Raw genomic sequence first — 12,918 nt, forward strand, 5'->3', positions numbered from 1 at the left:
CTTCTCTATCAGTACGTTCCTCCCTCTTGGCCCCAACGTCGCCTTCACCGCGTTCGCAAGAGTGTTTACTCCCTTTAGTACGGCGTCCTGCGCCGCCCTGCTGAATTTTATTTCCTTCGCTGCCATGCTTCTGTTACCTCCTCAATATTTTCTGTATTTGCTCTCTACTCAGTCAATTACGGCTAAGATTTCTTCTTCTCTAAGAATGAGGTAATCCTCACCTTCTATATTTATCTCCGTTCCCCCGTATTTGCTGAATAAAATTTTATTACCCTTTTTGACGTCAAGCGGTTTCACCTTACCGTCCGGAAGAATTATGCCGTTTCCAGTCGCAACGACTTTCCCTTCCTGTGGTTTCTCTTTAGCGGTTTCGGGAATGATGATTCCGCCCTTTGTGGTTTCTTCCGTATTGAGTCTCTGGACTAAAACTCTGTCGTATAGTGGCCTTACCTTCATTACAAACGTCCTCCTTATAATTTAATTGTCTGTATTATATTACTGGCTGGAGTTTCGGTGCTGATTGTATAAGTCAAATTTTCTGCATTAACATAACCATCAAGGTCGCCTTGTCAAGTTTAACTGAGTTATTGTACCAAAATAAATCAGTCTGCGAAAGGAGTATTAAAAATAATTGAAAAATCTATACTATGGAATATACGCTTTGTCTCCTGGCCAAAAACAGGAATAATTGTAGTTATAACCCTGATCTCGGAAATGGGGCAGAGGAGCGAAAAGTCTTCATGACGAGTGTTGCGTCGATTTGCTGATAGCTTGAAAATGCTCATACCATCGGGTGTTCCGGTTGCCACCGGGACAAACTGAAGGGGTTGACGGAGAAGCAGAGCATTGTGCGTCAGCTTGATTCTCGCAATACTAATGACTTGATATTAAAGAGCAATATGTAAAAGAATTCTGCTAGCAACTGACATAAAGATAGGATATTAGGGAAAAAGTGGTAAAGACAAAGGGTATTGGTATTAGGGGCAAAACTTCGGCAAAAATAATAAAAGCGTGCGATCCCGAATCCCCGGAGACAGCGGCCTCCATACTGAACGGCGGCGGGGTTATCGTTTATCCAACGGAAACTCTTTACGGAATAGGCGCGCTTGCTTCATTCAGGGAGTCCGTTGAAAAAATATTTGAAATCAAGGGAAGGCCCCACGGAAAAGCAATACCTTTACTCCTAAAAGATACCGATATGCTGGAAAGAATCGCGGAGATGAATGACAGGATATCATCCCTTTCGGACAGGTTTTGGCCGGGACCGCTTACGCTTGTGGTTAAGGAAATATCTGGGCTGCCCGAACTTATTACATCAGGGGCGGGGAAGGTTGCGGTGAGAGTCTCCGACGGTGAATTTGTGAAACGTTTGTTTAAATATATAGATCAACCGCTTTGCTCGACCAGCGCGAACTTAAGCGGGGCTGAAAACATTCTCGAATGTGACTACATTGTCGAGACATTCGAAGACAAAGTTGACCTTATAGTAGACTCTGGTAATCTTCCGCCCTCGAAAGGATCGACTATCCTGGATATCACGGTCAGTCCCCCCGAAATACTGAGAGAGGGAGACGTAAGTGCCCAAGATTTAAAGGAGTTTTTTTGATGCCTGCTATAAAAGGATTTAAGGGTATTAGATACAATCCCGAGAAGATAGATGATTTCAGCAAGGTGCTGGCACCCCCCTACGATGTGATTAACCCCGAGGAGCAGGAAGAGCTGCTTGAAAGACACCCCCATAACGTCGTTCGCCTGATACTTCCCAGCGGCGAAAGCGACATAAAATACGAGAGGGCGGCCAAGACCTTCAGGGACTGGTACGTAGAGGACATTCTGCTTCAGGACCCCGAGCCTTCCATCTACCCATACTATCAGGAATTCGAGGAGCAGGGGAAAAAACTGACACGTAAAGGGTTCATAGCCACGGTGAAGATAGAAGACTTCTCTTCGAAAAAAATTCTCCCCCACGAGAGAACCTTCCCGAAGCACAAACAAGACAGAATGAAGCTCAATACCGCGTGCAAAGCAAATATGAGTCCGGTATTTTCGGTATATTCCGACCCCGAAGGGACTATTGAAAAAGCGGTAGATGATACATTGAACGAAAAACCTCTATTCGATATAACAAATAAGGACGGCGTCAGAAACATCCTGTGGAGGATTTCAAACCCCTGGCTTCTTTCCTTTATCAAAGACAGATTGATGGACAAGAGCTTTCTTATCGCAGACGGCCACCACCGTTACGAAACGGCGCTTGAGATGAGAAATATTCAACGTGAAAAGACGAAAGACAGCTCCGGGAATAAGCCATTCGATTACGTGATGATGTACCTCTCAAGGGCTGAATGCGAAGGGCTCATAATAAATCCCACTCACAGGATAATAAAAAATCTGGGCCAATACGAGATCGAGAGTTTTATGGAAAAACTGAGAACAGACTTCAAAGTCGAGAAAATGCCTTATAAAGAAGGCATCACCGATATAGGTCATGAAGAATTCACCGTAATCACGAAAGACCCGGATTACGTATACAGGGTGTCATCTATTAATAACTTTCCAGAGTCCTATGCCAATCAGGGGGTAATGCTTCTCCATAATGTCGTGTTCAAAAAAATCCTGGATGAAGGGCAATCGGGCATTCTTTATACGAAATTTCTCGACGAGGCGGTTGAGCTGGTAAGAGGGGGTGAATACGAGCTCGGTTTCATTCTCCCCGAACTGAGGGCAAATGATATTTTCGAAGTCGTCCTGGCCGGCGAAAGAATGCCCCATAAAACAACCTACTTTTACCCCAAGATACTGTCCGGCCTGACATTCAATCCACTCTGGTAGAAATGCGGTCACAGGAAGTCTTGCCCGGTTTTCAAGTCCTCCCGCAAAAATTCTCTTATACGTCATAATGTTATTATAAAACCCTTCTTATCGGGCGGCTGATTGATTTATAATCTATTTTGCATTATTAATTTACACATATTATCTGCAAACAAAACACGCGAATTAAAGGGAGAACGTTATGTCGGCATTCTTGATATTAATCGTCATTCTGGCGGTGCTGATTTTCGTATCGGTCGGGATCTACAACGGACTTGTGAAACTCAGAAACTCGTCAGAGCAGGCCTGGTCCGATGTCGATGTACAGCTTAAAAGAAGATACGATCTCGTGCCGAATCTCGTCGAGACAGTTAAAGGCTACGCCTCGCACGAAAAAGAGACATTTGAAAAAGTAGTACAGGCACGAAATCAGGCCATGAATGCCACATCCCCGGAGGACAAAGCCCAGGCGGAGAATTTTCTTCAATCGACCCTCAAGAGTCTCTTCGCTCTCGCCGAGGCTTATCCCGAGCTCAAAGCCAATCAGAACTTCATCGAGCTACAGACTGAGCTCTCGAATATTGAAGAGCAGATACAGCTCGCGCGCCGCTACTACAATGCCGTCGTGAGGGATTTAAACACCCGGATAGAATCCGTGCCGAGCAATATTGTCGCGAACATCTTCAATTTTCAAAAAAGAGAGTACTTCGAACTTGATTCCGCAGAGGAGAGAAAGGCTCCTCAAGTAAGCTTCAACTAGGATTACCGGAGTCCGAGTGAAACTTTTCTCCTCATGATGTCAAAAAACTCAATAAAAATAATATTCTTTTTTATATGCTTCTTAAGCATTTTCTATCCCTTTAACGTGAATTCCGAGGAGATAAAAAGCTTTTTCTCGGAGATACATGTAAATAGAGACAGTACGATTTTTGTCCGGGAAGACATCCAGTACGATTTTCAGTATGCCCACAGACACGGAATATTCAGGGACATACCCTACAAGTACGATTACGGATATAAGCAGTACGGTATCAAAATTGATGTAGAGGATGTAACCGACTCGGAAGGACAATCCTATAATTACAGCGTCAGCCGTTCAGGCAACAGGGTAAATATTAAGATAGGCGATCCCGATAAAACAATCACCGGGACCCATGATTACAGAATCGATTACTCCGTCAGGGGAGCTATAGCCTTTTTCGAAGACCATGACGAACTTTACTGGAATGTGACCGGCACAGAGTGGAGAGTCCCGATTAAAAAAGCGGGCGCCAAGGTTTATCTTGAGGGAGAAACAATAGACGGTGTCAAAGCAAAATGCTTTACAGGGGCGGCGGGCTCCCAAGCCCGGGATTGTGATTACAGTATGACACACGGCACCGTTGAGTTCACGGTCTCAGACGCCCTCCGGGCAGGTCAGGGGCTCACAATAGTTATCTGGCTCCCTAAAGGAACGATAGAAGAACCCTCTTCTTCTACTAAAGCAGCCTGGTTTCTCTCGGATAACTGGTACTTCGGATTGCCGTTTTTAACCCTTATCCTGTTTACTTACATCTGGCATACCCGCGGCAGAGACCCCGAAGGCAGGGGCGTAATTGCAGTCAGGTACGAACCCCCTGAGGAGATAACCCCGGCGGAAGCCGGAACGCTTGTGGATGAAAGTATCAATATACTAGACATAACCTCGACTATAATAGACCTTGCTGTGAGGGGTTACTTAAAAATCGAGGAAACCGAGAGCACAAAATTCTTCTTCTTTAATGATAGAGACTACAAGCTTGTTAAAATCAAAGAACCCGGCGCCCATGAGCTGAAACAGCACGAGGAAAAGGTGTTTTCGGGGATATTCAAGGGCGGTGATGACATTATGGTTTCAGACTTAAGGAACAAATTTTATAAAGAGCTGCCTCCGATTAAAAAAGCCCTGTACAAGGAGCTCATCGACAAGAATTACTTTCCGGCGAATCCGGAAAAAATTAAAAGTATTTATAAATGGGTGGGAATTATTATTATAATCCTGTCTTTCTTTCTGTTCAGCAGCTTGCTGCTTAAAATTTCATTAGCTTTGTCGGGACTTATAATTCTCATTTTTTCAAGATTTATGCCCCGAAAGACAAAACGCGGGGCTCTCGTGAACGAAGAGCTGCTGGGTTTCAGGGAATTCATCGAGCGAGCCGAAAAAGACAGGATTGAAAAACTGGCAAAGGACGACCCGACTTTATTCGACAGAGTGCTGCCTTTTGCGCTCGTTTTCGGACTGGAAGACAGGTGGGCGGACTCCTTCAAGGACATGTACAGGGAGCCTCCGTCCTGGTACAGCTCGCCCCATTACACGGGCGGCTTCACTCCCAGAATATTCGTATCGGACATAGGCCGCAGTCTGAGCGTTATGAACAGCACATTATCGTCTACGCCCAAAAGGTCCGGAAGTAGCGGTTTCAGCGGAGGCGGATCAAGCGGGGGAGGCTTCGGAGGAGGCGGGGGAGGGTCGTGGTAATCACTCTTCACCGAGCAGGTCTCTTATCTTTTTCTCGATTGTCAAAAAGGCGAGATTCGCGTCAGAATTATCATCATTCCTGTAGAACTCCCCGCCGTCATGTACAAATCTTATGACCCCTTTCCTGTCGATGAGAAAACTCGATGAGGTAAAGGAGCGCCTTTTATCTCCAAGCCAATAGTCGTTTATCACCTTCCAGTCGCTGTCATGCGCAATGGGGAAATCAAATCCGAATACCTTTGCCGCTTTGATAACCGTATCCGTATTCATAGATCTCGCTGATTTCGGATGATGTATCCCGATGACCAAAAACCCCCGATCTCTGTATCTCTTATATAACTCGACCAGGGATGGGGCCGTGCGTTCGCAATACGGACAGGCGATAAGCCAAAAGCGCACCAGAACTACCTTACCGCGCAAGTCCTCATCCTTAAGCGGTTTGGTATTCAGCCACTCAAGCCCGGACAACGATGGCGCTCTGGTTCCAATAAGCTCCGAGCCCTCTCGGGGCTCCCACGTATTACTCTCCGCCGACTTCACCGGGGCGGATAAACCAAAAAAATTAAGACAAAACAGTAAACCAATCATCAATATCGTAAACATATAATATCTTCCGATTGGGTTTCCGGAAGTTTGAATCATACGAGTAATTAATTGTACATAAAAAAGTGAAAAAACTCATAAATTATGAGAGACGCCTTATCTATGACTGCGTTCTTATTTAATCGTTGATAAAAAAACAAAGTGGTCTTACAATTAAAAATAAGAGACAACTAAAAGTGCGTGATGGAAATTATAAATCGCTTGTTTTAAAGCCCGGAGTCGTTTAATCGGGATTATTCAGAATAATTGCATGTTCCATGACTATTGTTCTTCTTTCTCTGCCGTATGTGAACATTTTATCTAAATAATCCCTTGCGAAATCATAACTTGGGTCGGCGCATTAAATGAAAGATATATATAAAACAAAAAAGCAACTGATTGAAGAAGTAGGGGAATTAAAAAAGCTTAATAAAAAGCTGGAGAATGATAAAAATCATAGAATCACAGATTCCAATCACGCGTCTGAAGAAAATTTCCCTAATAAATCCTTTTATGAATTGAGCCCGTTAATGTACTTTACGGTTGACCGGGAGGGCATTGTAAGAGGAGTCAATCGCCTGGGAGCCCGGCATTTGGGCTATTCACGAAAAGAACTCGAAGGGTCACCCGTGATTAACGTTTTTTACCCCGACGACAGAAAAGATGCTGAAAATCTCCTCAAAAATTGCTTCAAGAATCCGGACAAAGTGCATCGCTGGGAATTGAGAAAGGTAAAAAAAGACGGAAGCGTGATATGGGTTAAAGAGCATATCAGAATCGAATATCTCAATAAGGGAAGTGATTTGGCAATTATCGTATGTGAAGACATAACGGAACATAAACTGGCGCAATTTTTACTTGATACGGACAAAATGATGTTTGAGCTGATGGCCCGTAATGCAACCCTACCCGAAATTCTGAGTTCCCTGTGCCTGGCAATTGAGAAACATTCGAACGGGATGCTGTGTTCTTTCCTTATTCTGGACGAGAATGGAAAGAGGCTGAAACACGGTGCCGCCCCAAGCCTGCCCGAGGATTACGTAAAATCAATAGACGGTGTTGAAATAGGTCCTTTTGTCGGTTCATGCGGTACGGCCGCATATACAAAAAAATCTGTGGTCGTGGCCGACATAGAGACCGACCCTCTCTGGGCCGATTATAAAGACCTTGCTTTAAAATATGATCTTAGAGCCTGCTGGTCAACCCCTATAGTTAACTCCAAAAATAAGGTATTAGGCACATTCGCGATGTACTATGGCCGTGAACGCGCTCCAAGCCCACAGGAAAAAAGACTCATAGATGCCGCTACGCATTTGGCCAGAATCGCTATTGAGCAAATCAACACCCAGGAATTAGCGATGCGCCTCGGTGAAATTTTAGAAGAATCCCCAAACGAGATATATATATTTAACGCTGAAACCTACCGTTTTCTGAACGTAAACAAAGGAGCAAGAATTAACCTTGGATATACCAAGGATGAACTGCTTAACATGACCCCATACGACCTAAAACCGGAGATAAAACCAGGATTTTTCGAGCAATTTAAACCCCTCATTACCGGTGAAAAAGAAAAAATGAGCTTTTCCACAATACATCAACGTAAGGACGGCTCACAGTATCCGGTCGACGTCTATCTTCACGGATCAAGCTTCAACGGGAAAAAGATATTCGTCGCTAATGTGATTGATATTACAGGTCAGAACAAGACAGAGAAAGAATTAAAAGAAAAAGTGGAGCAGTTATCAAAAAAGAACAGGTATGAATCAATAATCCGAGCGGTGACGGAAAGTCTTCATCAATCTCTGGATTTGGAGGAGGTCTTTGATAACGCGGTTGATGCCCTTAACAAGAATGTGGAAGGGGCGGAGAATGTTGTAATTTTCATGGTAGAAGACAACGAAGCCGTCATGAAAGCAAGCAGGGGGCACTCGGCCCGGTACATCAAAAAACTGAAAAGGATACCTTACCCGAAAGGGGCGACCTGGAAAACCATAATAGAGGGGAAAGCCAGGTATGTGCCGGATACGGATACCGACGATGCATTGGGACCCGCCGGAAAAGAGTTCGGCACCAAGAGCTACCTTTCGATGCCTATTCGCTCGGAAGAGAAAACAATCGGCTGCATACACGTCCATTCGCCTGAAAAAAATACATTTTGCGAGGAAGACCTTAACCTGCTTGAGATTGTGGCCAGGCAGCTCGGGTCGGCTATTAAAAATGCCGAGCAGGCAGAGGAATTAAAAAGGTCTCAGGAAAATATAAAACAAAGATTAAACGAACTGTCAAAAAAGAAAAGGTATGAGGAGATTATAAATACGGTCACGAGAAGTGTGCATAGCTCAATTGAACTCCAGCAAGTGCTGGATAATGCCGTAGGGGCTATGGCGAGTAACGTCAGTGGAGCTGACAATGTCTCCATTTACTTTATAGAGGGGAGCGATGCGGTTATTCAAGCCCACCGCGGCTATCCCGGCTGGTTTATCGAAAAAGTAACACGGATCCCCTATCCGAAAGGTTTTACATGGAAGACAATGACCGAGGGAAAACTACAATATTGTCCAGACGTGGAAAAAGACAATGTAATCGGACCCGCGGGTAAAAAAGTCGGAACAAAGAGCTACGCAGCCATGCCTATCAAGTATGAAGGGAATACGATCGGGTGTATTAATATCAATTCTTATTCGAAAAACTTTTTTGACAAAGAAGATATTAATCTGCTTGAATTAATAGTGGCGCAAATAGAAATCGCTGTGAACAACGCGCGCCAGGCAGAAGCCCTGAGGGAATCCGAGGAGAGGTATAGAATACTATTTGAACAGACGCCTATGGGAGTTTTTATCTTCGATCGAAACCTGACAATCACACATACTAACCAGCGTCATGCGGAAATTTTACAATCCTCCATTAAAAAGATAATCGGAATGGAGTTAAGAAAGCTTAAGGACCAGACCTTTACCCCGATAATGGAAAAAGCCCTCGAAGGACACACGAGCCGTCAGGAAGGATGGTACAAAGCTACAACCGGCAAAGCCGATATAAATTTGCTTGTATCGGCGTCGCCGCTCAGGGATGCATCCGGAAAGATTATCGGCGGCATGTCGCTCATCGAGGACATCACCGAGCGAAAAAAAGCGGAAGCGGCTCTCCTGGAGTCTCAAAAGAACTACGAAGTATTGGTGAATACCATCGATGGGATCGTATGGGAGGCAGACCCCGAGACGCTCAGATTTACCTTCGCGAGCCGTCAGGCAGAGAGTATACTAGGCTATCCTGCTGAAGAGTGGACAAAAAAACATGATTTCTGGAAAGAGAAATTACATCCCGAGGACAGGAAAAGGGTATGTGATTTTTGTATGAAAGCGACGTCAGAAAAAAGAGACCACGTTATTGAATACAGAATGATCGCCGCCGACGGAAGAAATGTCTGGGTAAGGGACCTAGTAACAGTCGTAGTTGAAAATGATGAAGTGGTCGGATTAAGGGGCATCATTATAGATATCACCGATCTGAAAAAAGCAGAGGACCTGATTGCGGAAAGCGCCAACAAATACCGCGCGCTCGTCGAGAATATATATGATCTTGTGGCTGAAGCCAGCTTCGACGGCAAGTTTCTTTACCTTAGTCCCAGCTACATAGACGCTCTCGGGTACGAACCCGAGGAGCTTGTGGGAAGAAATATTTTCGAGAATATTCACCCGGACGACCTGAATACTGTAACAGAAGAATTCCAGAGAGTAATTATTTCCAGGACATCGGGAAAAGCGGTATTCAAGTACAGGCATAAAAACGGAAACTGGAGATGGTTCGATAGTACCGGCAGAACCTATGAAACAGCAAAGGGTGAGCTCAGATGCGTCATAGTATCCCGCGACATCACCGAAAGAAAGAGGCTGGAGGATGAATTATTCAAATCACAAAAGCTCGAATCGCTGGGGGTTCTTGCAGGCGGAATCGCACACGATTTCAATAATCTTCTGACAGTTATTTTAGGGAATATATCTATCTCGAAAATGAAAATGAACGAGCAAGATAAGATATACCAAAGGCTAATGGAAGCGGAAAATGCGTCTTTGAGGGCGAGGGATTTAACGTCACAGCTTCTCACCTTTTCCAAAGGCGGCGCGCCTGTAAAGGAATACGTACAATCTCTTGATGAGCACATAATTGACACCGCTAATTTCGCGGTTAGCGGATCAAAAGTAAAATGTAAATTCCATATTGAAGACAGTCTCTGGCCGGTTGAAGTTGATGGAGGACAGATAAGCCAGGTCATACACAACCTGATAATCAACGCGGATCAGGCAATGCCGAACGGGGGAATTATAAGCATCAATGCCTGCAACCTAGCGGTGGAAGAAAGTAGCGAAACCGGTATAAAGGACGGGAAATATGTAAAAATATCAATTGAGGACAAAGGGATCGGAATGACCGAAGAATTAATGGAAAAGATATTCGACCCGTATTTTACAACCAAGCATAAGGGGAGCGGACTCGGTCTCGCAACCGTGTATTCGATAGTTAAAAATCACGACGGGCATATCGATGTAATCTCCGAAATCGGTGTGGGAACGAGGTTCGATGTCTGTCTTCCTGCGGCCAAAAATAAACCTAAGGAAAATATTCATTACCCGAATTTATATGCCGGAGACGGGAATATACTGATCATGGATGATGAACAGGCGGTAAGAGAGGTCGCGGGTGAAATGATAACCCAGCTCGGTTACTGCGTTGAATACGCATCGGACGGCGCCGAGGCGATTGAGAAATATATTAAGGCCAGGGAAAAAGGAAGCCCGTTCGATGCTGTAATGATTGATCTGACTGTGCCGGGCGGTATGGGCGGGAAAGAGGCTCATAAAATACTGCTGGAAATAGACGCCGATGCCAAAGTAATCGTATCGAGCGGATATTCTAACGATCCCGTGATGTCCAGGTACGATGAGTACGGCTTTAAGGGAGTAGTGTCCAAGCCCTATAACGTAGAGGAACTGAGCAAAACGCTTTATTCTGTAATAAACGGAATATCATAAACAATTTTAAACTTATGGTATTGAAAAGCGGGTACGAACAGCATCTCACGGGATTCAAACAAAACGAGACGGTCCGCAAGCCGAATTTGTCCGGCAAGTTGAATTCACTCCCTTTTCCTTTATAATACGTTCTTTCTTAATATCTGGGAAAGTATATAAATTCAGCTCAACTATATGGAATCCAGGCACATCAGGAATTTCTCTATAATTGCTCACGTGGACCATGGCAAATCCACGCTCGCGGACCGTATTCTGGAATTTACCGGAACCCTTACCGAGAGGGAGAAAACCGAGCAGTTTCTGGATCAGATGGAGATAGAGAGAGAAAGGGGAATCACCATTAAAGCCCAGGCCGTGAGACTGTATTATACGGCCGATGACGGTATCAAGTACGAATTCAACCTGATTGACACTCCCGGGCATGTGGACTTCAGCTACGAGGTTTCGAGAAGCCTGATGGCATGCGAAGGTGCTCTTCTGGTTGTAGACGCTTCCCAGGGTGTTGAAGCCCAGACTGTGGCAAACGCCTATCTGGCATCGGATTCGGGCCTCGAACTTATTCCGGTCATTAACAAGATCGACCTCCCGGCGGCAGAGCCCGAAAGGGTCAAGGAAGAAATCGAGGACGTAATCGGCATTAGCGCCGAGGGTGCGATACTCGCAAGCGCCAAAGAGGGTACCGGGACAAAAGAGATACTGGAAGCGGTTGTAAAAAACATACCTCCCCCCGCCGACAAGTCGGAAGCACCGCTCAAAGCGCTAATATTCGACAGCTGGTTCGACTCCTACCAGGGAGTGGTAATGCTGATAAGGGTATTTGAGGGGAAAGTTGAGCTTGGCAAGAATATCAAGTTCATGTCTACCGGCAAATCGTACGAACTAAAAAAACTGGGCGTCTTTTCTCCGAGAGCAATAGAGGTAAAGGAGCTCGGAACCGGGGAAGTAGGGTTCGTATCGGCATCGATCAAGGAGATAAACGAAGCGAAAGTAGGAGATACGATTACCAGCCCGGAAAGACCGACTGAAAAACCGCTTGCCGGATTCAGGGAAATGAAGCCTATGGTCTTCAGCGGTCTTTATCCTATAGAGCCGGGAGATTATGACAAATTAAGGGAAGCCCTTGAAAAACTGAGATTGAATGATTCGTCCCTTGTGTACGAGCCCGAGACATCCGTAGCTCTCGGATTCGGTTTCAGATGCGGATTCCTGGGGCTTCTGCACATGGAAATCGTCAAGGAAAGGCTGGAGAGGGAATTCGAACTCGAGCTCATAACGACAGCTCCGACTGTGGTCTACCGCGCAACCGACAAGAAGGACCAGGTGCTTTACGTAGATAATCCGAGCGAGCTTCCGACCCCTGACCAGATAGAGCTCATTGAAGAGCCGTATGTACTTGTATCCGTCCATACCCCGAGCACCTATCTGGGAGCTATATTCGACCTCTGCATAAAAAAGAGGGGCACACAGCGCGATATAAAATACGTGACAACCGAAAGGGTAATAGTGGAATATGAAATACCGCTCTCGGAAATTGTTTTTGACTTCTATGACAAGCTTAAATCCGTTTCACGCGGATACGCATCGATGGACTATGACCCCATCGGCTACCGGGGCTCCGACCTGATTAAAATGGACGTTCTCGTAAACGGAGAGCCGGTTGACGCGCTTTCGATAATCGTGCATAAGGAAAAGTCGTACGAAAGGGGAAGAGACCTTATCGCCAAGCTCAGGTCCCTGATTCCCCGGCAGCTTTACGAAGTCGTGATACAGGCCTCTATCGGTACCCGGATAATAGCGCGTGAATCCGTGAAGCCTGTAAGAAAGGACGTAACGGCGAAATGTTACGGAGGAGACGTAACCAGAAAGAGAAAACTCCTTGAAAAACAGAAAGAGGGGAAGAAACGCCTGAAACAGATAGGCAAGATAGAAATACCGCAAGAGGCTTTCCTAGCCGTATTAAAAACTTAATATAAAATCAACAAATCTCTCTGCTCAGAC

Annotated in this window: 8 protein-coding genes; 6 read left to right on the forward strand and 2 right to left on the reverse strand. The window is 45.3% G+C overall.

Annotated elements, in window-relative coordinates:
* Window positions 1-168: 168 nt before the first annotated feature.
* A complete protein-coding gene (groES, locus tag RIG61_02705) occupies window positions 169-456 on the reverse strand; it encodes a co-chaperone GroES (protein MEQ9618066.1) in 288 nt (95 codons plus the stop codon).
* Window positions 457-952: 496 nt separating this feature from the next.
* Here groES and RIG61_02710 point away from each other — a divergent pair, with 496 nt between their 5' ends.
* The 4 genes from RIG61_02710 (at window position 953) to RIG61_02725 (ending at window position 5,308) form a co-directional block, all read left to right on the forward strand.
* A complete protein-coding gene (locus RIG61_02710; GenBank protein MEQ9618067.1) occupies window positions 953-1,606 on the forward strand; it encodes an L-threonylcarbamoyladenylate synthase in 654 nt (217 codons plus the stop codon).
* On the forward strand, window positions 1,606-2,832 hold the full coding sequence (locus RIG61_02715; protein ID MEQ9618068.1) for a DUF1015 domain-containing protein: 1,227 nt from the start codon (window positions 1,606-1,608) through the stop codon (window positions 2,830-2,832). Before RIG61_02710 ends, RIG61_02715 begins: the two co-directional genes overlap by 1 nt.
* 181 nt (window positions 2,833-3,013) lie before the next feature.
* Window positions 3,014-3,571 (forward strand): LemA family protein, encoded by a 558-nt coding sequence (locus RIG61_02720; GenBank protein ID MEQ9618069.1) that lies wholly within the window; start codon window positions 3,014-3,016, stop codon window positions 3,569-3,571.
* Between the two features lie 33 nt (window positions 3,572-3,604).
* Window positions 3,605-5,308, forward strand: coding sequence for a DUF2207 domain-containing protein (locus tag RIG61_02725; GenBank protein ID MEQ9618070.1), 1,704 nt, complete (start codon window positions 3,605-3,607; stop codon window positions 5,306-5,308).
* On the opposite strand, the gene RIG61_02730 is transcribed toward RIG61_02725, so the two are convergent.
* Window positions 5,309-5,911, reverse strand: a complete 603-nt coding sequence (locus RIG61_02730; GenBank protein MEQ9618071.1) for a redoxin domain-containing protein — start codon at window positions 5,909-5,911, stop codon at window positions 5,309-5,311. It lies immediately after the preceding gene.
* A gap of 344 nt (window positions 5,912-6,255) precedes the next feature.
* On the opposite strand from RIG61_02730, the gene RIG61_02735 reads away from it, so the two are divergent.
* Together RIG61_02735 and lepA are read left to right on the forward strand one after the other, a co-directional pair.
* Entirely contained in the window at window positions 6,256-10,920 is a 4,665-nt protein-coding gene (locus tag RIG61_02735) for a PAS domain S-box protein (GenBank protein MEQ9618072.1), read from the forward strand.
* Between the two features lie 174 nt (window positions 10,921-11,094).
* A complete protein-coding gene (gene lepA / locus RIG61_02740; GenBank protein ID MEQ9618073.1) occupies window positions 11,095-12,888 on the forward strand; it encodes a translation elongation factor 4 in 1,794 nt (597 codons plus the stop codon).
* Window positions 12,889-12,918: the final 30 nt, after the last annotated feature.

The sequence above is a fragment of the Deltaproteobacteria bacterium genome (assembly GCA_040223695.1).
Classification (GTDB): domain Bacteria; phylum Desulfobacterota_D; class UBA1144; order Nemesobacterales; family UBA2774; genus JAVKFU01.